The following is a 22,584-nucleotide window of genomic DNA, read 5'->3' as shown; positions in this document are numbered from 1 at the left end:
CGACAAGCACGTACGGAGGAGTCCCCGTGAAGGTAGGAATCGTCGGAGCGACCGGTCAGGTCGGCACGGTCATGCGCAGGATCCTTGCCGAGCGGAAGTTCCCCGTCGACCAGCTGCGGCTGTTCGCCTCCGCCCGTTCCGCGGGCACCGTCCTGGACGGCGTGACCGTCGAGGACGCCTCCACCGCCGACTACACCGGCCTGGACATCGTGCTCTTCTCCGCCGGTGGCGCCACCTCCAAGGCGCTCGCCGAGAAGGTCGCCTCCCAGGGTGCCGTGGTGATCGACAACTCCTCCGCCTGGCGCCGGGACCCCGAGGTGCCGCTGGTCGTGTCCGAGGTGAACCCGCACGCGATCAAGGACCGCCCCAAGGGGATCATCGCCAACCCGAACTGCACCACGATGGCCGCCATGCCGGTGCTGAAGCCGCTGCACCAGGAGGCGGGCCTGACCGCCCTGGTCGCCACCACCTACCAGGCCGTCTCCGGCTCGGGCCTGGCGGGCGTCGCGGAGCTGGACGGCCAGGTCAAGGCCGTCGCCGAGCGCGCCACCGAGCTCACCCACGACGGCGAGGCCGTCGACTACCCCGAGCCCGGCGTCTACAAGCGCCCCATCGCCTTCAACGTGCTGCCGCTGGCCGGCTCCCTCGTCGACGACGGTTCCTTCGAGACGGACGAGGAGCAGAAGCTCCGCAACGAGTCCCGCAAGATCCTGGAGATCCCCGACCTCAAGGTCTCCGGCACCTGCGTGCGCGTCCCCGTCTTCTCGGGCCACTCCCTCCAGGTCAACGCCCGCTTCGAGCGCCCGATCAGCGTGGAGCGCGCCTACGAGCTGCTGAAGGACGCCGAGGGCGTCGAGCTCTCCGAGATCCCGACCCCGCTCCAGGCCGCCGGCAAGGACGCCTCGTACGTCGGCCGCATCCGCGTGGACGAGACCGTCGAGCACGGCCTCGCGCTCTTCCTCTCCAACGACAACCTGCGCAAGGGCGCGGCGCTGAACGCCGTGCAGATCGCGGAGCTGGTCGCCGCCGAGCTGAACGGCTGACGTCACCGCCCGGCTGACCTCGGGTTTCATGCCGATGGGGCCGCCCCGCCGTAACGGTGGGGCGGCCCCTTGGCGTCCGTGGAAGGATGGCCGCAAACGTCACACAACGAGGAGATGACCGGGTGCCTGGCACGAACCTGACCCGTGAAGAGGCGCAGCAGCGGGCGAAGCTGCTGACCGTGGACTCGTACGAGATCGACCTGGATCTCAGCGGCGCGCAGGAGGGCGGCACCTACCGGTCCGTCACCACCGTGCGCTTCGACTCCGCCGAGGAGGGCGCGGAGACGTTCATCGACCTGGTGGCCCCGGCCGTCCACAAGGTCACCCTGAACGGCCACGCGCTGGACGTCGCGGCCGTCTTCCGCGACTCGCGGATCGCGCTGAAGCACCTGAAGCAGGGGCGCAACGAGCTGACGGTCGTCGCGGACTGCGCGTACACGAACACCGGCGAGGGCCTGCACAAGTTCGTCGACCCGGTCGACGACCAGGCGTACCTCTACACGCAGTTCGAGGTGCCGGACGCGCGGCGGGTGTTCGCCAGCTTCGAGCAGCCGGACCTGAAGGCGACCTTCCAGTTCACCGTGAAGGCGCCGTCCGGCTGGACCGTCATCTCGAACAGCCCGACGCCCGAGCCGAAGGACGACGTCTGGGTCTTCGAGCCCACGCCGCGCATCTCGACGTACATCACGGCCCTGATCGTCGGCCCGTACCACGCGGTGCACAGCACGTACGAGGGCCCGGACGGGCAGGTCGTGCCGCTGGGCATCTACTGCCGTCCGTCGCTCGCCGAGTTCCTCGACGCGGACGCGATCTTCGAGGTGACGCGGCAGGGCTTCGACTGGTTCCAGGAGAAGTTCGACTACGCGTACCCCTTCGCCAAGTACGACCAGCTGTTCGTGCCGGAGTTCAACGCGGGCGCGATGGAGAACGCGGGCGCGGTGACCATCCGCGACCAGTACGTCTTCCGCTCGAAGGTGACGGACGCGGCGTACGAGGTGCGCGCCGAGACCATCCTCCACGAGCTGGCCCACATGTGGTTCGGCGACCTGGTGACGATGGAGTGGTGGAACGACCTGTGGCTGAACGAGTCGTTCGCCACCTACACCTCCATCGCCTGCCAGGCGGCGGCGCCGGGTTCGCGCTGGCCGCACTCGTGGACGACGTTCGCGAACCAGATGAAGACGTGGGCGTACCGGCAGGACCAGCTGCCGTCGACGCACCCGATCATGGCCGACATCCGCGACCTGGACGACGTCCTGGTCAACTTCGACGGCATCACCTACGCCAAGGGCGCCTCCGTGCTGAAGCAGCTGGTGGCGTACGTCGGCGAGGACGAGTTCTTCCGGGGCGTGCAGGCGTACTTCAAGCGCCACGCCTTCGGCAACACGCGCCTGTCGGACCTGCTGGGCGCGCTGGAGGAGACCTCCGGGCGTGACCTGAAGACGTGGTCGAAGGCGTGGCTGGAGACGGCCGGCATCAACGTGCTGCGCCCGGAGATCGAGGTCGACGGGGACGGTGTCATCACCTCCTTCGCGGTACGCCAGGAGGCCCCCGCGCTGCCCGCCGGCGCGAAGGGCGAGCCGGTCCTGCGGCCGCACCGGATCGCGATCGGCCTGTACGACCTCGACGGGTCGGGGAAGCTGGTCCGTACGGACCGGGTGGAGCTGGACGTCACGGCGACCGAGCGCACCGAGGTGCCGCAGCTGGCGGGCGTGCGCCGCCCGGCCGTGGTGCTGCTCAACGACGACGACCTGTCGTACGCCAAGGTGCGCCTCGACGAGGAGTCGCTGGCCACGGTGAAGCAGCACCTGGGCGACTTCACCGAGTCGCTGCCGCGCGCGCTGTGCTGGGCGTCGGCGTGGGACATGACGCGCGACGGCGAGCTGGCCACGCGCGACTACCTGGAGCTGGTGCTGTCCGGCATCGCGAAGGAGTCGGACATCGGTGTGGTGCAGTCGCTGCACCGCCAGGTGAAGCTGGCCCTCGACCTGTACGCGGCGCCGGAGTGGCGCGAGACGGGCCTGGCCCGCTGGACGGAGGCGGCGCTGACGCACCTGCGCACCGCCGAGCCGGGCAGCGACCACCAGCTGGCGTGGGCGCGGGCCTTCGCGGCGACCGCCCGTACGCCGCAGCAGCTGGACCTGCTGGCGGCGCTGCTGGAGGGCCGCGAGACGATCGAGGGCCTGGTCGTGGACACGGAGCTGCGCTGGGCGTTCGTGGAGCGGCTGGCCGCGACGGGCGTGTACGACGAGCCGGAGATCGCCGCCGAGCACGACCGCGACAAGACGGCGGCGGGCGAGCGGCACGCGGCCACCGCGCGGGCGGCACGCCCGACGTCGGAGGCCAAGGCCGAGGCGTGGGCGTCGGTCGTCGACTCCGACAAACTGCCGAACGCCGTGCAGGAGGCCGTGATCGGCGGCTTCGTCCAGACGGACCAGCGCGAGCTGCTGGCCCCGTACACGGAGAAGTTCTTCGCCGTGGTCAAGGACGTGTGGGCGTCCCGCTCCCACGAGATGGCCCAGCAGATCGCGGTCGGCCTCTACCCGGCGGTCCAGGTCTCCGAGGAGACGCTGGCGGCGACGGACGCGTGGCTCGCGAGCGCGGAGCCGAACGCGGCGCTGCGCCGCCTGGTCTCCGAGTCCCGTTCGGGCGTGGAGCGGGCGCTGAAGGCGCAGGCGGCGGACAGGGCGGCGGGTGCGTGAGACCTCGCGAGTGAGGTGAAGGGGCGCGGCGGTGTCGAAAGGAATGGGGGTCCCCCCGCCGAAGGTAGGGGGAGCGCGGAGGGTCGTGAGGAACGATCGACCCGAGCACGATCGACCGTCGACACCGTCTTAGGCGCCCCGGAGCCGAACCGAGCGCCAAAAAAAGGGGCGCCCTCCCCCCGGGGGGCGCCCCTTCGTCGTGGATGGAAATCCGCCCGGCGGGCGGGCGTTCGTGCGCGCCGTCCGCCGGGCGGAAGCCGTGGGCCGACGGGTCAGCCGGCCATCGAGCGGGCCATCGAGCGGGCCGTCAAGCGGGCCAACGAGCGGGCCGTCAGCCGTTGAGCCGCGCGTAGCGGGCGCGCAGGTCCGCCGCGCCCTGCTCCGTGAGGGAGCCGTGCAGGCGCATGCGGGCGATGCCGCCGTCGGGGAAGGCGTCGAGGCGTACGTGGGTCACGACGGCCTCGGCGGGCAGCTTGAAGCGGTGGAGCGTGTCGGGCTGGAGCCGGGTGCGCGGGATGAGCTCGAACCAGTCGCCGTCCTCGCCGTCGCGGCCCTGGAGGGAGATCCAGCCGGCGGAGTTGCCCTTGAGGTACGCGGTGTCGATCTCGACGGCCCGTACGGCACCCTGCGCGGCGAGGCGGAAGCGCACCCAGTCGTTGGTGCCGCGGACGCGGCGGCGGCGGTTCTCCCAGCCGTCGTCCATCTTGCGGGAGGTGCCCGGCAGGATGATCTGCGTCGGCGAGGAGTAGAACTTGTCGGACGCGTCCTCGTACACGCCTCCGTTGAGTACGGAGACGAGGTCGAGGGTGCCGAGGAGGTCCAGCCACTCCGGGTCGGGGACGACCTCGCCGTGGACGCGGAGGCGGGCGATGCCGCCGTCGGGGTGCTGGCAGACGCGCACGTGGGTGAAGCGGCGCTCGGCGTCGATCGCGAAGCCGTTGGCGGCGTGGCCGCGTACGGGGGTGGGCGGGAGGATCTCCTCCCACTTCACGTCGTCGGAGAGGAGCTGCTCGGGGCTCGGGCTGCCCTCGACGGAGGCGGCCTGGAGGGAGACGCGCTGCGGGTAGTTGCCGCGGAAGTGCGCGGTGTCGACGATGACGCCGCGGATGACGCCGGGGGCGCCGAGGCGGACGATCGCCCAGTCGTGGTCCTCGGGGGCCGGGAAGGGGTTCTCGCCGTCGGTACCGCGCCGACGGCGGGTCTCCCAGCCGTCCATGATCTTGCCCTTGTGCCCGAAGTGCTCCGGATCGAACACCGCGCGCTCGCGCACCAGGAGGTTCTCGCGCTCGGCGAAGAACTCGTCGTTGGCGGCGACGACTCCGGCACCGAGGCGGCGGTCGGCCAGGTCGACGAGGTCGGTGAACGGGAAGTCACCGGCGCGGTAGTCGGCGTACGGGTCGCCACCGCCGTAGGGCGCGGCGTCGTTGGCGTGCGGGTCCTGGTCCGGGGCGTCCTGGGTGCTCGGGTCGAAGGTCATGGACCTACTGTCGGCCCTGCGGAACCAACAGGTCCATCGAAAGTTCCTTCAATAGATCTTCAGCTCAGCTGAAAGGTCGCCTCAGAACGCGGTCGCGGTACCGGCGAGGCGCGCGGTGATCGTGGCGAGGCGCCGGCCCTGGTAGCGGGCGGCGGTGAGCACGTTGTCGCCGGGGGCTCCGGCGGCGGAGGCGTGCGAGGTGCCGTAGGGGTTGCCGCCGGCGGCGAAGACCGACGGGTCGGTGAAGCCGGGCGAGACGATGAGGGAACCCCAGTGGTGCATGGTGTTGTAGAGCGCGAGCAGCGTGGACTCGTTGCCGCCGTGCGCGTTGGACGCGCTGACGAAGCCGGTGGCCGGCTTGTCGGCGAACGCGCCCTGCTGCCACAGGCCGCCGGTGGAGTCGAGGAACTGCTTCAGCTGGGCCGCGACGTTGCCGTACCGGGTGGGCGTGCCGAAGGCGTACGCGTCGGCCCAGGCCAGGTCGTCGAGGGTGGCGACCTCCACGTCGCGGGTGGCCTCGACGTGCTCGCGCCAGGCGGGGTTGGAGTCGATGGCCGCATCGGGGGCGAGCTCGGGTACGCGGCGCAGCCGGACCTCGGCGCCGGCCTTCTCGGCGCCCTCGGCGACCGCCTCGGCGAGGCGGTGGACGTTGCCGGTGGAGGAGTAGTAGACAACGGCGATCTTCGGAGCCATGACGTAACCCTTCGACACATACGGGGAAAGCGGATCGTTATCCGCTTCCTGTCACCCACGAGTTAAGCGGATAGAAATCCGCATGGCAAGAGCTCCCGGCAGCGAAACCGGATAGTTTTCCGGTACTCCGCTATGCTCGGGCCATGAGCACGCCGCCGTCGAAGCGCCCGCCCCGCCGCATCGACCTGCCGCTGCTGGACGGGCCCGCCGCCGCACGTCCGGAGCGCCAGGAGCGCGCGGACGCCGCGGACAACCGCCGCCGGATCCTGGAGGCCGCCGCCGCGATCGTGGCGGAGAAGGGGCCGGGGGCCCTGACCATGAACGCGGTCGCGCACGCGACCGGCATCGGCGTGGGCACGGTCTACCGCCGGTTCGGCGATGTCGCGCAGCTGCTGTTCGCGCTGCTCGACGAGCGCGAGAAGCGCTTCCAGCAGGCCTTCATGTCCGGCCCGCCACCGCTCGGTCCGGAGGCACCGCCCCTCCAGCGCCTGCGCGCGTTCCTGCACGCGCTCGCCGACCGGGTCGCCGAGCAGCGGGACATGATGCTGGCGGCGGAGGAGGCGGGACCGCTGGCGCGCTACGACAGCGGCGCCTACGCCACGATGCACACCCACACGGCGATGCTCGTGGCCCGGATCCGGCCCGACGGGGACGCTGCGCTGCTGGCGCACATGCTGCTGGCGCCGTTCATGCCGAGCCTCATGCACCGTGTGACGCACGTCGAGGGCCGCACGCTCGACGGCGTCAAGGCGGCGACGGACGAACTCCTCCTGGGCCTGGCGAGACCCCCGGCGGCCTGACGGGCGCGGGCCCGCACCGCCCGACCGGCGCCGGCACAGGCCCTATCCCACGCCGGCGCCCCGACGCAGGCCCTACCTCAGGGCCGCGACTTCGCGCAGGGCCGCGAGCACGCGGGCGACCGCCGGGGCCGACTCCGCGCCGCGCCGGGCCGCCGCGACGACGTGGCGGCGGGGCTGGTCGGCCTCCAGGACCCGCATCACCACGCCCGTCGCCCGCTCCGCCGCCGCCATGCGCGGCACCAGGGCGATGCCCATGCCCGCCTCCACCATCGCCAGGATCGCCGTCCAGCCGGCCGCCGAGTGGGCCTGCTCCGGGACGAACCCGGCCGCCTCGCACGCCGCCGTGGTGATCTCCGACCACGGGCCGCTGCCCCCGAAGATCCAGCGCTCCCCCGACAGGTCGGCCAGCCGCAGCCCCGGCGCCCCCGCCAGCGGATGCGCCGCCGGCAGGGCGACGTCCAGCGGATCGGCGAGCAGCGGCACGCGCGTGAACTTGGGGTCCCGGGCCGTCGGCGCGTGCGCAGCCAGCGACAGCGCCAGGTCCACCGCCCCCGCCGACAGCAGCTCGTACGCCTCGGCCGCCTCCGCCTCCCGGACCCGCACCTCCAGGCCCGGGTGGGCGGTGCGCAGCCGCAGGACCGCAGGGACGACGAGAGCGGGCACGGCGGTGGAGAAGGCCCCGACGCGCACCTCGCCGGCCTCGCCCTGGAGGTATCCGGCGAGCTCCGCGTCCGCCCGCTCCAACTGCGCGAAGACCACCTCGGCGTGGCGCAGCACGAGGTGGGCGGCGTCGGTGAGGCGCACGCGCCGCCCGTGCGCCTCCAGCAGCCGCACGCCCAGCTGCCTGGAGAGGTTGGACAGCTGCTGCGAGACGGCCGAGGGGGTCATCAGCAGCGCCTCCGCCGTCGCGGTCACGGTGCCGCGGTCCCGCAGCGTGCGCAGGATCTGGAGCTTCTTGATGTCCCACTCGGTCATGGTCCGCAACCTATCCGCCGCCGCCCCGCCGCATCCGATGCGCCCCGACGCACACCGTCACCCGCCGACGCGCATCCACACCCGCCGGCACCCGCCGGCACCCGCCGACTCCCGCCGCTCCAGGCGGCTTTGGCGTCTACCGGACAGCAACGCGGGAACCGGTTGCCTGGCGCTCGCACAGGCTTGGACACTCAGAGTCATGCCCGCCGCACACGCGACGGCATTCGTCCCGAAAACAGGGGGAACACCGCATGACACTGCGCAAGCTGACCGCGGCGCTGTTCGCGGTCATGGCACTCGTCGCCGCGATGGCGTTCGGCCTGACCAACCCGGCCGCCGCCGCGTCCGTCCTCGGCCACCACGACTTCGCCGCGGAGGCGGAGGCGGCGGGCCTGGACGACGACGAGGCCGAAGACCTCCAGGAGCAGGTCGACACCCACCTCGCCCGCCACGGCGGCACGCAGGTCGCCCTCAACCGGATCGTGATCGACGGAAAGGGCGAGATCGTGCTGCCGCTGCCGGGCGCGCGACAGGGCCGCGCCGACTGCCCGGCCCAGAACTTCTGCATGTTCACCGGCACCAACTTCACCGGCGCGCAGTTCAACCTCTACCGGTGCGCCACGTACGCCCTGGACAACTGGACCGGCTACGGCTCCTGGATCAACAACCAGACGCCGGGCACCCGGGCCCGCTTCCTGGACAGCAACCGGAACACCATCTTCACCACGCCGGGCGCGTACTCCGCCTCCTCCAGCTACAACTGGAACCCGGTCTGGTACGTCGTCAACTGCTGACACCGGCACCCGATACCCCCCCTCGCCGGGGTGACGCACCTCCCCGCGTCACCCCGGCACCCTCCCTCCCCCACCCCGAGCACGTGAGGGCCTCGTCCGCCGATTGACCACCGGCGGCCGAGGCCCTCACGTCGTCCCCGCCGTCACGCCTTCGCGCGGGCCGTCCCGAGGATCACGCCGCCCAGGATCAGCGCCATGCAGACCCCCTGCAGCACGCCGAGCCGTTCGTCGATCAGCAGCCAGGACAGCAGGGCCACGCACACCGGCTGGAGGTAGTAGACGACCCCCGCCCGGGCCGCGCCGATCAGCGAGACCGCCTTGTTCCAGGCGAAGAAGGCGACCGCGGAGGAGAACACCCCGACGTACACCAGCGGTCCGACCGTGCCCGCCGACACCTCGAAGCCGCCCTGCACGGCGACGCTGATCGCGTAGGCCGGCAGCAGCATCACCGCGCCCAGCACGAAGGTGGTGAGCAGGAAGACGGTCCCGCCGAGCTCCGCCGGGCGCCGCCTGAGCAGGGCGCTGTACGAGGCGAAGGAGACGGCCGCCGCCACCATCCACAGGTCTCCGGCGGCGAAGTCCGGGACGAGGGACCCCTTGCCCACGAGCAGCACCACTCCGGCGCAGGCGATCAGCAGGCCGGCCAGCCGTCGTGGCCCGAGCCGGGCGCCTCCCAGCCGCTCGTACACCGCCATCAGAACGGGAGAGGCGGCCATGACCATGCCCATGGTGGAAGCGGAGGTGGTGAGCCCGGCCTGGTTGACGAGGGTGTTGTAGACGGTGACGCCGAGCAGCGAGGCGAGGGTGACAAAGCCGAAGTGCCGCCGGATGACCCGGCGCTGACGCCAGGTCGCGCGGGCCGCGAGGGGGGCGACGGCGAGGATGGCGACGACCCAGCGCCAGAAGGCGGCCTGGACGGGCGGGACGGAGTCGTGCAGGGCGCGGGAGGTGACGAAGCTGCCGGACCAGACGACCGTGGCGACGGCTGCGAGGAGGAGACCGAGGCCGGCGGCCTGCCCGGCTCTCCCCCCTCTCCTCGCGGTCGTCGTCTCGCCGTTACGGACGCGGTCCAGGACTGCCACGGTGATCCCCTTCTGGTGTGCGGTGGACCTACCGTCGCACCCCCGGACCGATCGCGTCCATCGAAAGTTCCTGAGCCTTCTCTTCAGTAGAGCTGAACGTTCCCGTGGTGACGGGTCGCGGCCTCGTCGCCCACTGCCCGGCGAGCGTCGCACCGAAGGCGATCACCATGCCGATCAGCTGCACCGGCCCCAGCGCCTGCCCCAGCGCGACCCACCCGACGACGGCGGCGGTCAGCGGCGAGAGCGGCCCGAGGAGGGTGGCGGCGGTGGCGGTCAGCCGCTCGATGCCGCGGAACCAGAGCCAGTACGCGACGGCGGTGTTGGCGAGCGCGAGGTACGCGTACCCGGCGAGCCCCCGCGCGTCCAGGGCCGGCGGGGCGCCCTCCACCAGGAAGGCGACCGGCGCGATGAGCAGGCCGCCGGCGCTCAGCTGCCAGCCGGTCATGGCCAGTGGCCCGGCGCCCTCGGGCCGGCCCCAGCGCTTGGTCAGCACCGTCCCCGCCGACATGGACGCCGCCGAGGCCAGCCCGGCGAGGACGCCGACGAGGTCGAAGGCGGCGCCCGCCTTCAGCACGACGAGGCTCACCCCGAAGGCGGCGGCGATCGCGGCCACCAGCGCCCGCACGGTGGGCCGCTCCCCCAGCAGCAGCGCGGCGAGGCCGACGACGAACAGCGGCCCCACCGAGCCGACGACCGCGGCCACACCGCCGGGCAGCCGGTACGCGGCGAGGAAGAGCAGCGGGAAGAAGGCCCCGATGTTCAGCGCCCCGAGCACCGCCGACTTCCCCCACCAGGCGCCGCGCGGGAGCATCCGGGTGAGCGCGAGCAGCGCCAGGCCGGCGGGCAGGGCCCGCATGAGCCCCGTGAACAGAGGCCGGTCCGGCGGCAGGAACTCCGTGGTGACGGCGTAGGTGGAGCCCCAGGAGATCGGGGCGAGGGCGGTGAGGGCTACGACTGCGGCCTTGTGGGACATCGGGATCCCCCTTCGACTAGCTTGATGGTAAGTAGCTTAACGCTAAGCAACTTACTTGCAAGCATCTTTTGCGCCCGTACGCACCGCGAAGGAAACTGCGCTCATGACTCCGACCACTCCGGCCCCCGGCCCCGGCCCCGAGCAGCAGGACGCCGTCGACGCGATCACCGCCCAGTGGGCGGTCGTACGGCCCGACCTCGACACCCTCCCCATGGCCGTCTTCGGGCGCGTCTACCGGCTGACCCACTCCATGGGGGCCCGCGTCGACAAGGCGTACGCGCCCTTCGGGGTCTCCCGCGGGGAGTTCGACGTCCTGGCGACGCTGCGCCGCTCGGGCGAGCCGTACACGCTCTCGCCGCGCGAGCTGTCGGCGACGCTGATGCTCACGACGGGCGGCATGACGGGCCGCCTCGACAAGCTGGAGCGCGCCGGGCTGCTGACCCGCAACCCCGACCCCAACGACCGGCGGGGCCTGCGGGTGACGCTCACCGAGCGGGGCCGCGAGCTCGTGGACGCGGCCGTGGCGGCCGGGCTGGCGGTCCAGCGGGAGGCCCTGGCGGCCGCCCTGGAGCCGGAGGAGGCCGAGCAGTTGGCGGCCCTGCTGCGCAAGCTGCTCAAGACGACGGGCGCGTGAACGCGGGAGAAGGCGCGGGAGAAGGCGCGGGAGAACGCACGAAGGCGCCGCACGGCGGTCTCACCACCGTGCAGCGCCTTCGGAAAGCCTCAGTGAGGCGTCAGACCTGCTTCTTGGACTTGTCGAGCACCATCACCAGACCCGCGATCACCAGGAACAGCAGGATCGGGGCGCCCACGAACAGGCCGAGCGTGTCGATCAGGCTCAGGCCGGGGCCCGGGTCGTCGCCGTCGTCGCGGACGAGCGCGACCGCAGGGGACGACATGAGCAGCATCATCAGCGTCGTACCGGCCGCGACGGCGCCGGCGCGCAGGGCGTTCTTCTTGTCCACGGTGCAAACGTAGCGAACGCCTAAAGGCGCCGCGCGCCCGGGGGTCCCATAGGAGGCTCCGCACCGGTCCCGAGCACCGCCATGAGGGCGTGCAGCCGGGGTGAGGCGGCCAGCTCCTCCAGGGTGACGGGGTGGCCCTCCGCGTCCGCGACGGGCAGCCGCCAGTTCGGGTACTGGTCCCACGTCCCGGGCAGGTTCTGCGGGCGGCGGTCGCCCACCGCGTCCGGCAGCCACACCCCGGTCATGCGCGCGGGCGTGCGCCGCAGGAAGCGGTAGAAGGCGCGGATCTCGGCCTCCTCGTCGCGCGAGCCCGCCCCGTCGTCCGGCTCCTGTTCCAGCAGCCCCAGCTCGCGCAGGTACGCGAGCCACTCGGCGACCTCGGTCGCGTCCTCGGCCCGTTCCTCCTCCAGCGGCCGGGCCAGCAGGCCGAGGCGGTGCCGCAGCTCGACGTGCTCGCCGGTGAGCCGCGCCGCCGTGGACGGCAGGTCGTGCGTCGTCGCCGTGGCCACGCAGTCCGCGCGCCACGCCTCGGGGGCCAGCGGCCGCCGGTCGCCCTCCCAGTCCCGCTCGAACCACAGCACCGACGTGCCGAGGACGCCGCGCCGCTGCAGGGCCTCCCGTACACCGGGCTCGACCGTCCCGAGGTCCTCGCCGATCACGACGGCGCCCGCGCGGTGGGCCTCCAGGGCGAGGACCGCGAGCATGGCCTCGGCGTCGTACCGGACGTACGTGCCCTCGGTGGGTTCGCGGCCCTCGGGCACCCACCAGAGCCGGAACAGCCCCATCACGTGGTCGATGCGGAGGGCGCCCGCGTGCCGCAGCAGCCCGCGCAGCAGGTCCCGGTAGGGGGCGTAGCCGGAGGCGGCGAGCGCGTCCGGGCGCCAGGGCGGCAGGCCCCAGTCCTGGCCGCGCGCGTTGAACGCGTCCGGCGGGGCGCCCACCGACATGCCCGCCGCGAAGGCGTCCTGCTGCGCCCAGGCGTCGGCGCCGTCCGGGTGCACGCCCACCGCGAGGTCGTGGACGATCCCGACGTCCATGCCCGCCTCGCGCGCCGCCCGCGCGGCGGCCGCGAGCTGCTCGTCGGTGAGCCAGGCGAGCCGGCAGTGGAAGTCGACCCGGTCGGCGAGCTCGGCCCGTACGCGCGCGGTGGCGGCGGAACGCGGGTCGCGCACGTCCTCGGGCCACTGGGCGCGGTCGGCGCCGTACCGCTCGGCCAGCGCGCACCATGTGGCGTGGTCCTCCAGCGCGCGCCCCTGCGCGGCCCGGAAGTCGCGCAGCGCGGCGTCGCGGCCGGGGCCGAGCGGTACGGCGTACAGCAGCTCCAGGGCGCGGCGCTTGAGCACCCAGACCGCGTCACGGTCGATCAGCTCGCCCTTGCGCAGCACCTTCTCGCGCAGCTCGGCCGCCCGCCCCAGCACCGCGTCCAGCTCGTCGCGCTGCTCGGGTGTCAGGTGGCCGCGCGCGTACGCGTACTCGGGGACGTCCTCGATCCGCAGGTGGACGGGGTCGGGGAAGCGGCGCGAGGACGGGCGGTACGGGGACGGGTCCGTGGGGGTGCCGGGCACAGCCGCGTGAAGCGGGTTGACCTGCACGAACCCGGCTCCGAGATCCCGCCCCGCCCACGCGGCGAGCTCCCTCAGGTCGCCGAGGTCGCCCATGCCCCAGGAACGGGTGGACAGCAGCGAGTAGAGCTGGACGAGCAGGCCGTACCCGCGCGCGGCGGGCGGTTGCGGCACGCGCGCGGGGGCCACGACGAGGGTGCTGTGCGCCGTGCGCCCGTCGCCGGCCCGGGCCTCCAGGCGGTGCGCTCCGAGCGGCAGCTCCTCCCAGACCGCCGGGAGCTCCGTGCCGTCCTCACCGAGGACCCGCAGCGCGGTGCCCGGCGGGAGCGTGGCGAGCGGGCGCGGGAGCCGCGCCCCGGCGTCGCGCCACAGGACCACCGTCGGCGGGAGCAGTCGCCGGGCGGCCGCGTCCTCGGTGGCGGCGAGGGACGCGCGGATCGCCGCGGGCGTGGCGGCGTCGACGTCGAGCGCCCCGAGCACCGCCACCACCGTGGCGTCGGCGACCGGGACGGTGACGCCCGGGGAGGGCGAGTAGGCGGTGGCGACACCGTGCAGCGCGGCGAGCCGGGCGAGGGTCATTCAGGCTCCTGGGGACTCCGGTCCGCCGGCCGTGCCGTGCGCGGTCGGCTCGCTGGTGAGGGGGGTGAAGTCGGTGAGGGCCGGTTCGCTGGTGAGCGGGGCGGCGTCGGCGAGCGGCGGCTCGGAGGTGAGGGGCCCGGCGGGGGCGGGCGCGGGGCCCGGGATCCGGGCGAGGACGGCCTGCACGCGGGTCCGGGGCGGTATCCGCGCGGGGACCTGTTTGGAGAGGGCGGAGAGCAGGAGCTGAGCGGACGCGGCCACGGTGGCCTCCTGGGCGTGGGGGAACAAGGGTCACAGCAGCCCTACCCAGTGGCCGCCCTCGCATCCGCAGAACGTGGCGTCCGTCACATCGAGTTCCCGCTTTCCGCGGGCGGCTGTCGAACCGTTCCTGCTACCCCGGTAGGCAAATACGACACAACGGCCACGCACATTGACACCTTCGGCGAGGGGGTGGTGGGCTCGAAACCGTCCGGTTCAGCCACCGGCCAAGCTACTCGCGCACCAACGGAAAACGAGGGGAGACGCGCGTGCAGTTCGGGCAGTTCGGGCGCGGAAAGCGGACCGCGACCGCCGTCGCGGTCGCCGTGATCGGCGGTCTGCTGGGCGGCGCGCCGGGCGCGCTGGCCGCCCCCGGGAACCCCGGCTCGCCGTCCGCGACCGCCCCCGAGCGGGACGGGACCCAGCGGACGGGCGCCCGACTGCCGTCCGTATGGCCGCGACCGCAGTCCCTGCGCCCCGCCGGCGCCGCGATATCCCTCGGCGACACCGTGACCGTCGTCGCCGGCGCGGAGACCGATCCGTACGCCGTCGAGGCCCTGGAGGCCGTCCTGCGCGACGCGGGCGTACGGACGGTGCGGACGGTGCGTACCGCGCCCACGGCACCCGCCTCCGGAGCGGTTGTGTTGATGGGCGGCACCGGCGCGCAGCAGGCCCTGCGCGCCCTGCGTGCGCCCGAGCGCGCGGACCTGCCGTCCGGCGGCTACCGCCTCGCGACCGGCCGGTACGGCGAACGCCCCACCATCGCCCTCGACGGCGCGGGCCGGGACGGCCTGTTCCACGCGGTGCAGACGCTGCGTCAGCTCATCGGGGCCGGCGGCACGGTACCGGGCGTGGTCGTACGCGACTGGCCCGGCACCGCCGTACGCGGCATGGCGGAAGGTTTCTACGGCCGCCCCTGGAGCCACCGACAGCGCCTCGCCCAGCTCGACTTCATGGGCCGCACGAAGCAGAACCGGTACCTCTACGCCCCGGGTGACGACCCGTACCGCCAGGCGCAGTGGCGCGATCCCTACCCGTCCGCGCAGCGCGCCGAGTTCCGGGAGCTGGCGGAACGGGCCCGGCGCAACCACGTGACGCTGGCCTGGGCGGTGGCGCCCGCGCAGTCGATGTGCCTGGCGTCCGGAGGTGACGTCGACGCGTTGAAGCGCAAGGTGGACGGGATGTACGCGCTCGGGGTGCGGGCGTTCCAGCTGCAGTTCCAGGACGCCAGCTACGACGAGTGGCACTGCTCGAAGGACGCCGACACCTTCGGCTCCGGTCCCGAGTCGGCGGCCCGGGCGCACGCGCGCGTGGCGAGCGAGCTGTCGCGGCACCTGGCCGAGCGGTACCCGGACGCCGAGCCGCTGTCGCTGATGCCGACGGAGTACTACCAGGACGGGGAGACCGCGTACCGTACGGCGCTCGCCGAGGAGCTGGACCCGCGCGTACAGGTGGCCTGGACGGGTGTCGGGGTGGTGCCCCGCACCATCACCGGGCGGGAGCTGGCCGGGGCCCGTGACGCGTTCAAACAGCACCCGCTCGTCACCATGGACAACTATCCGGTCAACGACTACGCGCAGGACCGTATCTTCCTCGGCCCGTACACCGGCCGTGAGCCGGCCGTGGCGGCCGGTTCGGCGGTGCTGCTGGCCAACGCCATGGAGCAGGCGGCCGCCTCCCGCATCCCCCTGTTCACCGCCGCCGACTTCGCCTGGAACCCGAAGGGCTACCGCCCCCAGGAATCCTGGCGGGCCGCGATCGACGACCTCTCGGGCGGCGACGCGCGCACCCGTGAGGCGCTCGGCGCCCTCGCCGGCAACGACGCCTCCTCCATCCTCAGCGCCGACGAGTCCGCCTACCTGCGGCCGCTCCTCGCCTCCTTCTGGCGTACGCGCGCCGGGGCGGACGCGGCGGCCCGCGACAGGGCGGCCGGGGAGCTGCGCGCCGCGTTCACGGTGATGCGCGAGGCGCCGCGGCGGCTGGCGGGCGCGGCGGAGGGCCGGCTCGACGACGAGGTCCGCCCGTGGCTGGACGAGCTGGCGCGGTACGGGCGCGCGGGCGAGGCGGCCGTCGACATGCTCCAGGCCCAGGCGCGCGGCGACGGCGCCGCGGCCTGGCGCTCCTCACTGGAGCTGGAGCCGCTCCGTACGGGTGTGAAAAAGAGCACGGTCAAGGTCGGGCACGGGGTGCTGGACCCGTTCCTGGCCCGGGCGGCCGGGGAGGCGGCGGCGTGGACGGGCGCCTCTCGGGACGCGGGCTCCGTCTCCCGCGAGGACGGCGCGTACACCGTGCGCCTGGACCGGCCGCGCGCCCTGGAGGCGGTCACGGTGCTGGCCGCCCCCGGTGCGGTGAACGGCAGCGTCGAGGCGTACGTCCCGGGCGAGGGCTGGCGGCGGCTGGGCGCGCTGTCGCCGACGGGCTTCACGCAGACGGCGGCGCGCGGTCTGCGCGCGGAGGCCGTCCGGGTCGGCGGGACAGGGCCGCTGGACATCCGGACCGTGGTCCCCTGGTTCGCGGACGAGCCGGCGGCCCGGCTGGAGCTGCGGCGTACGGAGACGGACGCGGTGATCGGCGGCCCTCCGCAGCGCGTGGACGCGGTCCTGTCCGCGCAGCGGCCCGCCGAGGTGCGCGGCGCGCTGTCCGCGACGGCGCCGAAGGGCGTCCAGGTCACCGTCCCCAAGGAGGTCGTCCTTCCGCGCGGCACGGCGGCCACCGTCCCAGTCCGGATCACGGTGGCGAAGGACACCCCCGCGGGCGAGTACCGGGTGCCCGTCTCCTTCGCGGGCCAGGAGCGCGTGCTGACCGTGCGCGCCTACCCGCCTACCGGCGGCCCCGACCTGGCCCGTACGGCGAAGGCGTCCTCCTCGGGCGACGAGACCCCGGACTTCCCGGCCTCGGCGGCGATCGACGGCGACCCGAAGACCCGCTGGTCCTCGCCGGCGGAGGACGGCGCCTGGTGGCAGGCGGAGCTGCCCGGGCAGCCCGTGCGCCTGGGCCAGGTCGTGCTGCACTGGCAGGACGCGTACGCGGCGAAATACCGCGTCCAGGTCTCGGCGGACGGCCGTACGTGGCGGACGGCGGCGACCGTACGGGACGGGAAGGGGGGCCGCGAGGCGGTCCGGATGGACGCCCCGGGCACCCGCTTCATCCGCGTGCAGGCCGACACGCGTGCGACGCGGTTCGGCATCTCGCTCTTCGCGGTGGAGGCCTACGCGGTCGTGCCGTAGGGGTCAGGACGCACGAAGGCCCGGATCATCGGGCACGAGTCGCGTGCCGTCGATCCGGGCCAGGGCGTCGTCCGCGCCGAACGGCTGCAGGTAGGGCAGCCAGCGCGGGTCCCTATGGCCGGTCCCGATGATGCGCCAGGCCAGGCCGGAGGGTGGGGCGGGTTGCTGATGGAGCCGCCAGCCGAGCTCGCGCAGGTGCCGGTCGGCCTTGACGTGGTTGCAGCGGCGGCAGGCCGCCACCACGTTCTCCCAGGCGTGCTTGCCGCCCCGGCTGCGCGGGATGACGTGGTCGACGCTGGTTGCGACGCCACCGCAGTACATGCAACGCCCGCCGTCGCGGGCGAAGAGGGCTTTGCGGGTCAGAGGAACGGGCCCCCGGTAGGGGACCCGGACGAACCGTTTGAGGCGGACGACGCTGGGTGCCGCCATGGCACGGGTCGCACTGTGCATGAAGGCGCCGGACTCCTCGAGGCATATGGCCTTGTTCTCGAGGACGAGGACGAGCGCGCGGCGGAGCGGTACGACGCCGAGGGGCTCGTACGACGCGTTGAGGACCAGGACATGCGGCACGGATGCCTCCTTGTACGCCGGCGGCGCGTGGCTCGCGCCGGGACGATCTGCTCTCAGTCTCTCCTCATGCCAGGTCGAAGCGCCACCACGTACGGGTAACGGGCCCCGAGTGTTTTCGACCACACTCCTGCACACACCCTGACACAACCTGGTCATCCCCCGGTGAGACGTACCTCTCCCTCGAACATGGCAACGAACCCCCCTCTGTCCCCCGTTAGATTGTTTTGTCTACCGCTTTTCATGCCATGGCCCATGCCTGGAGGTACCCCGCCGTGTTCCGGTCCGCCGTACTGGCTGCTGACCCCACACCCCAACCGGTGTCCCTCGACGAGGCCGCGCGGCAGGCCAACGAGGCCGCCGGCTGGGTCGAGGAGAACTGGTCCACCTGGCTGAACACGGGCCTGCGCATCCTGCTGATCCTGGTGGTCGCCTTCGTCCTGCGGATGCTGGTCCGCCGGGCGCTGACGAAGCTGATCGAACGCATGAACCGCAGCGCCCAGGCGGTCGAGGGCACGGCCCTCGGCGGCCTGCTGGTGAACGCCGAGCGCCGCCGCCAGCGCTCCGAGGCCATCGGCTCCGTGCTGCGCTCGGTGTCGTCCTTCGTGATCCTCGGCACCGCGGGCCTGATGATCCTCGGCGCCTTCAGCATCGACCTGGCCCCGCTGCTGGCCTCCGCCGGTGTCGCGGGCGTCGCGATCGGCTTCGGCGCGCGGAACCTGGTCACCGACTTCCTGTCCGGCGTCTTCATGATCCTGGAGGACCAGTACGGCGTCGGCGACTCCATCGACGCCGGGGTCGCCTCCGGCGAGGTGGTCGAGGTGGGCCTGCGCGTGACGAAGCTGCGCGGCGACAACGGTGAGATCTGGTACGTCCGCAACGGCGAGATCAAGCGCATCGGCAACCTGAGCCAGGGCTGGGCCACGGCCACCGTCGACGTCACGGTCCGCCCCTCCGAGGACCTGGACCACGTCCGCGCGGTGATCACCACCGCGGCCGAGGCCATGGCCAAGGAAGAGCCCTGGAACGAGCGCCTGTGGGGCCCGGTCGAGATCCTCGGCCTCAACGAGGTCCTGCTCGACTCCATGACGGTCCGCCTCTCCGCCAAGACGATGCCGGGCAAGTCCCTGGGCGTGGAACGCGAGCTCCGCTGGCGCATCAAGCGCGCCTTCGACGCGGAGGGCATCCGCATCGTGGGCGGCCTCCCCCAGCAGTCCGACGACGAACCGAAGCCGGACCCGACGGCCGGGATGGCCGCCCCGTCGGCCTTCGCGTCCACCACGTCCCCGCAGTCGGCGGCGGCGACGCCCCTGACACCGCCGGCGGCACCGGTCACCCCGGGGCCGGTCACGCCGGGGCCGAACCTGACGAAGTAGCTCGGACGTACGAAGGGCGCCCCTCCGCCGTGACGGCGGAGGGGCGCCCTCTCTTGTACCAGGGGCCCCGCGGCTACTGGGCGGCCACCTCGGTGCCGACCTGGTGCGACGTCATCGCTCCCGTCCACACCCGCAGCGACTTCAGCGCACCGGGGAGGAAGCCTCCGGCGCCGGCGTCGCTGCCGACGGTCAGGGCACCGCTGCCCTGCTGGGGCGCGCCGAACTCGCCCCGGCGGACCTGCTGCCACGCGCCGACGTAGAGGGAGATCTCCCCTGCCCGCCCGATGTGCGGCTGGGCGTCGAAGACACCCGTGAGGTCCACCCAGGTGTCCAACTCGGCCACCTCGTCCGCCCCCACGGTGACGGTCTCACCCGGTGTGCCGTCCGCTCCGGCGGCGGTGCGCGAGAACTGCCACTGGTAGACGCCGGAGCCGAACTTGGTCACCCAGAGACCCCACGAGGCGCCGGCGGCCGCGGCCTGCCCCGCCACCTGGGCCCGGTAGCCGACGGGCTTGCTCTCCAGCGCGGCGCGGTCCAGGCGTACGCGGGCGGAGACCGTGAAGGAACCGGTCTCGTCCACCACGGGCCCGGTCACCGCCGCGTATCCGCTCGCACCGTCCAGCGCGAGGCCACTGCCGTCGCTCTGGAGCCTGGCCCCCGTGGGCGACAGCCTCATGTCACGGGCCGGGTACGGGGACAGCTGCTCGATGCTGGACCCCTCCGAGACCGTCGCGTCCCAGTGACCGGCGAGCACGACGGCAGGCAGCCCCTCTTCCGCCACGGCCGCCTCAGCGCGCAGCGCCTCCTCGCCGAGAGCCCACTGGTGGGCGGTGACTTCGTCGATGCGACCCCGGAAGTACTGGCCGTACGCGCCGGCGGCACGGCCACGGCCGAACTGGAGACCGGAGGTGGCGCGCCAGGGCTCGTAACCGGGCGCCGCCGTCGCCACCGCCACCGGCGCGCCCTGGGCGTGACCGTTGACGTACAGCTGGACGGTGTCGTTGGACGGGTCCGCGTCGAACTTGGTGTCGAAAACGCCGGCGACATGCGTCCACACGTTGAGCGGCGGGTTCGCCGTGTCGGCCAACGACCGGGCGCTCGCCGTGCCGGCCGCGTCCTGGGCAGCCCGCCGGAAGGCCCACTTCTTGTCCGCGGCCGAGTAGTACAGGGCGAACGCCGAGTCCTGCTTCCCGCCCGCGGAGAGCACCACCCGGTCGGCGGTGCGGTCGCCGAGATAGGCCCAGGCCGACACCGTGAAGGACTGGGCGGTGTTCACCACGGGCGCCGCAGTGGCCGCGTACTCGGCCGGCCGGCCGGCGGGCTTGCGGTCCAGCAGCAGGGAACGGTCCTGCTCGCCGCGGCGGGCGAGCGGCGACCAGATCTCGCCATAGGCGTGGACGCTCGCGTCATGCGGCTCCGCCACGGGCGCGGAGTCCTTGGCCACATTGCTCGCGGGATCGGCCAGCCCGTCGTCGAAGCGCCAGTGGCCGGCCTGCTCGACGGGCTTCACCTTGAAAACGAACTGCGTCGCGGGCCCGTAGCGCAGGTCCCGGTCCTTCGCCGCCACGCTGAGGGTCGTCAGGCCCGCCTGGGCAGGAACCACCGCGAGGGAAGCGGCTTCCTCCAGTCCGACCTCACGGACGGGGCCACCGGACAGGGATACCCGGTAGCCGGTGACGTCCGTGTCCGCCGGGTTGGGCGCGAGCGAGAAGCGGGCGGGCATCCCGGGCCCGCCCTCGCCCACGCACGCGTTCGCGGTGCACTCGCTGTAGGGCCCCAGCGAGGTGATCCGCGGCGCCTGCGGCAGGGGGTCGTCCACCCCGTCCGCGTAGACCGGCCCCGCACCGGCCGCGAGCAGCGACGCCAGACTCGTCACCGCGACGACGGCCGTGCGCGCCCCTCTTCCCTTCATGCTGTTCCCCCCGACGTACGACATGCCCAGAGGCATGGGAATCCCCCACTCCCTGAGGTCTCCTCGGACCTCTCACGAAACACACACTTTGTTGAAGACCGTGGGGACGCTACGGAGCGCCGTCGCACGGGGTCAATGACGTGCGGAGGGAACTACTGCCAGGTACAAGAACCTGGCCCTCCACACATCGGCCCACACCCTCAGAAAGGCCTACAACTCAACGTCCTGACGAAGCGTCGACGCCGACACACGCCTCGGCCGAGAGGTATTGACACCCCCCTGACCTGCGCCCTACGTTCTGCGCCACGCAGACAGGAAACTTTCCTAACAGTCATCGGCAGGTGATCCCCCTCGTGTCCGGAACCACCCCCGGAACCACCCCCGGCACCGGCGTCCCCGGTACCCCCCGCCTCCTGCGTGCCATGAACGACCGGGCCGCGCTCGACCTGCTGCTGGAGCACGGGCCCCTGTCGCGCACCCGGATCGGGAAGCTCACCGGGCTGTCGAAGCCCACCGCCTCGCAGTTGCTCGCGCGGCTGGAGGCGGCCGGGCTGGTGGTGGCGACCGGGACGAGTGGGGGGCGGCCGGGGCCCAACGCGCAGTTGTACGCCGTCAACGCGCGGGCCGCGTACGCCGCCGGGCTCGACGTGAGCCCCGACCGCATCCGCGCCGCCGTCGCCGACGTCACCGGGGAGGTGGTCGGCGCGTTCGAGCTCGCCACGCCCAAGCGCCCTGCCGGGGACGCGGTACGGCAGGTGACCGACGCGCTGGACGGCGCCGTGAAGGCCGCCGGGATCACGCGGAGCGAGGTGCACCGGCTGGTGATCGGCACGCCCGGCGCCTTCGACCCCGGCACGGGACGGCTCCGGTACGCGAGCCATCTGCCCGGCTGGCACTCCCCCACGCTGCTGGACGAGCTGGCCGCCGCGCTGCCGATGCCGGTCGAGTACGAGAACGACGTCAACCTCGTCGCCCTCGCCGAGCAGCGCCTCGGGGCCGCCCGCGGGCACGCCGACTTCGTCCTGCTGTGGAACGAACAGGGCCTGGGCGCCGCGCTCGTGCTGGGCGGGCGGCTGCACCGCGGGTTCACCGGGGGCGCCGGCGAGGTCGGCTTCCTGCCCGTCCCCGGCGCGCCCCTGGTGCGGCAGGTCGCCCGGGCGAACGCCGGCGGCTTCCAGGAGCTGGCCGGCGCCCAGGCGCTGCCCCGGCTCGCGCGGGAGTGCGGCATCGAGGACGCGCCCGGCGGGGACCGCGGCGAGTACGCGGACGTCGCCGCCCGGCTCGTCGAGCGCGCGGCCCGGGACGACGCGCCGGCCCCGTACCGCAGGTTCCTCGACGCCTACGCGACCGGGCTCGCGACCGGGCTGGCCTCGCTGGTCGCGGTCCTCGACCCCGAGCTGGTGGTGCTCTCGGGGCGGGTGATCACCGCCGGCGGGGAACCGCTGCGCGAGCGCGTCCAGGCGGAGCTCGGCGAGCTGGCCGCCTCCCGGCCGCGCCTCGTGATCGGCGGCGTACAGCGGCATCCCGTCCTGCGCGGGGCGCTGGAGAGCGCGCTCGCCGCCACCCGGGACGACGTCTTCGACACCTCCGCCCACTGAG

18 protein-coding genes are annotated in these 22,584 nt (G+C 73.3%); 8 read left to right on the top strand and 10 right to left on the bottom strand.

Annotated elements, in window-relative coordinates; genetic code table 11:
- Positions 1-26: 26 nt before the first annotated feature.
- Positions 27-1,043, top strand: a complete 1,017-nt coding sequence (locus AC07FJ_RS00810; RefSeq protein ID WP_479043877.1) for an aspartate-semialdehyde dehydrogenase — start codon at positions 27-29, stop codon at positions 1,041-1,043.
- A 122-nt stretch (positions 1,044-1,165) separates the two neighbouring features.
- A complete protein-coding gene (pepN, locus tag AC07FJ_RS00805; RefSeq protein ID WP_479043874.1) occupies positions 1,166-3,745 on the top strand; it encodes an aminopeptidase N in 2,580 nt (859 codons plus the stop codon).
- Positions 3,746-4,076: 331 nt separating this feature from the next.
- Here the strand turns inward: pepN and alc are convergent, their stop codons facing one another.
- Together alc and wrbA are read right to left on the bottom strand one after the other, a co-directional pair.
- The gene (gene alc, locus AC07FJ_RS00800) at positions 4,077-5,222 is read right to left on the bottom strand and encodes an allantoicase (protein WP_479043872.1); all 1,146 of its coding nucleotides are present in this window, start codon (positions 5,220-5,222) and stop codon (positions 4,077-4,079) included.
- Between the two features lie 81 nt (positions 5,223-5,303).
- Entirely contained in the window at positions 5,304-5,915 is a 612-nt protein-coding gene (gene wrbA, locus AC07FJ_RS00795; protein ID WP_479043869.1) for an NAD(P)H:quinone oxidoreductase, read from the bottom strand.
- Positions 5,916-6,058: 143 nt separating this feature from the next.
- On the opposite strand from wrbA, the gene AC07FJ_RS00790 reads away from it, so the two are divergent.
- Entirely contained in the window at positions 6,059-6,715 is a 657-nt protein-coding gene (locus AC07FJ_RS00790) for a TetR/AcrR family transcriptional regulator (protein WP_479043867.1), read from the top strand.
- A gap of 72 nt (positions 6,716-6,787) precedes the next feature.
- On the opposite strand, the gene AC07FJ_RS00785 is transcribed toward AC07FJ_RS00790, so the two are convergent.
- Complete coding sequence (locus tag AC07FJ_RS00785) at positions 6,788-7,690, bottom strand: LysR family transcriptional regulator (protein WP_479043864.1); 903 nt, start codon at positions 7,688-7,690, stop codon at positions 6,788-6,790.
- A 251-nt stretch (positions 7,691-7,941) separates the two neighbouring features.
- Here AC07FJ_RS00785 and AC07FJ_RS00780 point away from each other — a divergent pair, with 251 nt between their 5' ends.
- Positions 7,942-8,484, top strand: a complete 543-nt coding sequence (locus AC07FJ_RS00780; RefSeq protein ID WP_479043861.1) for a peptidase inhibitor family I36 protein — start codon at positions 7,942-7,944, stop codon at positions 8,482-8,484.
- Between the two features lie 143 nt (positions 8,485-8,627).
- Here AC07FJ_RS00780 and AC07FJ_RS00775 read toward each other — a convergent pair whose 3' ends face one another.
- Together AC07FJ_RS00775 and AC07FJ_RS00770 are read right to left on the bottom strand one after the other, a co-directional pair.
- Complete coding sequence (locus AC07FJ_RS00775; protein ID WP_479043859.1) at positions 8,628-9,566, bottom strand: DMT family transporter; 939 nt, start codon at positions 9,564-9,566, stop codon at positions 8,628-8,630.
- Between the two features lie 28 nt (positions 9,567-9,594).
- Positions 9,595-10,539: an EamA family transporter gene (locus tag AC07FJ_RS00770; protein ID WP_479043856.1), complete on the bottom strand. Its 945-nt coding sequence runs from the start codon at positions 10,537-10,539 to the stop codon at positions 9,595-9,597.
- A gap of 103 nt (positions 10,540-10,642) precedes the next feature.
- On the opposite strand from AC07FJ_RS00770, the gene AC07FJ_RS00765 reads away from it, so the two are divergent.
- Complete coding sequence (locus AC07FJ_RS00765) at positions 10,643-11,173, top strand: MarR family winged helix-turn-helix transcriptional regulator (RefSeq protein ID WP_479043855.1); 531 nt, start codon at positions 10,643-10,645, stop codon at positions 11,171-11,173.
- A gap of 100 nt (positions 11,174-11,273) precedes the next feature.
- On the opposite strand, the gene AC07FJ_RS00760 is transcribed toward AC07FJ_RS00765, so the two are convergent.
- From AC07FJ_RS00760 to AC07FJ_RS00750, 3 genes are read right to left on the bottom strand one after another with little or no spacing between them, the layout of a single operon-like run.
- Positions 11,274-11,504 (bottom strand): hypothetical protein, encoded by a 231-nt coding sequence (locus AC07FJ_RS00760; protein ID WP_468290884.1) that lies wholly within the window; start codon positions 11,502-11,504, stop codon positions 11,274-11,276.
- Positions 11,505-11,524: 20 nt separating this feature from the next.
- The gene (malQ, locus tag AC07FJ_RS00755) at positions 11,525-13,645 is read right to left on the bottom strand and encodes a 4-alpha-glucanotransferase (RefSeq protein ID WP_479043852.1); all 2,121 of its coding nucleotides are present in this window, start codon (positions 13,643-13,645) and stop codon (positions 11,525-11,527) included.
- A complete protein-coding gene (locus AC07FJ_RS00750) occupies positions 13,646-13,906 on the bottom strand; it encodes a hypothetical protein (protein WP_361413403.1) in 261 nt (86 codons plus the stop codon).
- A gap of 266 nt (positions 13,907-14,172) precedes the next feature.
- Between AC07FJ_RS00750 and AC07FJ_RS00745 the strand changes: the two genes are divergently transcribed.
- Complete coding sequence (locus tag AC07FJ_RS00745) at positions 14,173-17,130, top strand: beta-N-acetylglucosaminidase domain-containing protein (protein WP_479043849.1); 2,958 nt, start codon at positions 14,173-14,175, stop codon at positions 17,128-17,130.
- Between the two features lie 3 nt (positions 17,131-17,133).
- Here AC07FJ_RS00745 and AC07FJ_RS00740 read toward each other — a convergent pair whose 3' ends face one another.
- On the bottom strand, positions 17,134-17,700 hold the full coding sequence (locus tag AC07FJ_RS00740; protein WP_361413397.1) for an HNH endonuclease: 567 nt from the start codon (positions 17,698-17,700) through the stop codon (positions 17,134-17,136).
- A gap of 245 nt (positions 17,701-17,945) precedes the next feature.
- Here AC07FJ_RS00740 and AC07FJ_RS00735 point away from each other — a divergent pair, with 245 nt between their 5' ends.
- Entirely contained in the window at positions 17,946-19,073 is a 1,128-nt protein-coding gene (locus AC07FJ_RS00735) for a mechanosensitive ion channel family protein (RefSeq protein ID WP_479043846.1), read from the top strand.
- Positions 19,074-19,146: 73 nt separating this feature from the next.
- Here the strand turns inward: AC07FJ_RS00735 and AC07FJ_RS00730 are convergent, their stop codons facing one another.
- Complete coding sequence (locus AC07FJ_RS00730) at positions 19,147-20,985, bottom strand: LamG domain-containing protein (RefSeq protein WP_479043843.1); 1,839 nt, start codon at positions 20,983-20,985, stop codon at positions 19,147-19,149.
- Positions 20,986-21,407: 422 nt separating this feature from the next.
- On the opposite strand from AC07FJ_RS00730, the gene AC07FJ_RS00725 reads away from it, so the two are divergent.
- Complete coding sequence (locus tag AC07FJ_RS00725) at positions 21,408-22,583, top strand: ROK family transcriptional regulator (RefSeq protein ID WP_479045214.1); 1,176 nt, start codon at positions 21,408-21,410, stop codon at positions 22,581-22,583.
- Position 22,584 lies beyond the last annotated feature (1 nt).

Source organism: Streptomyces sp. NPDC045998 (assembly GCF_056430285.1).
Note: the sequence above shows the minus strand (reverse complement) of the source record. Positions and strands in the feature narration are given on the sequence as shown.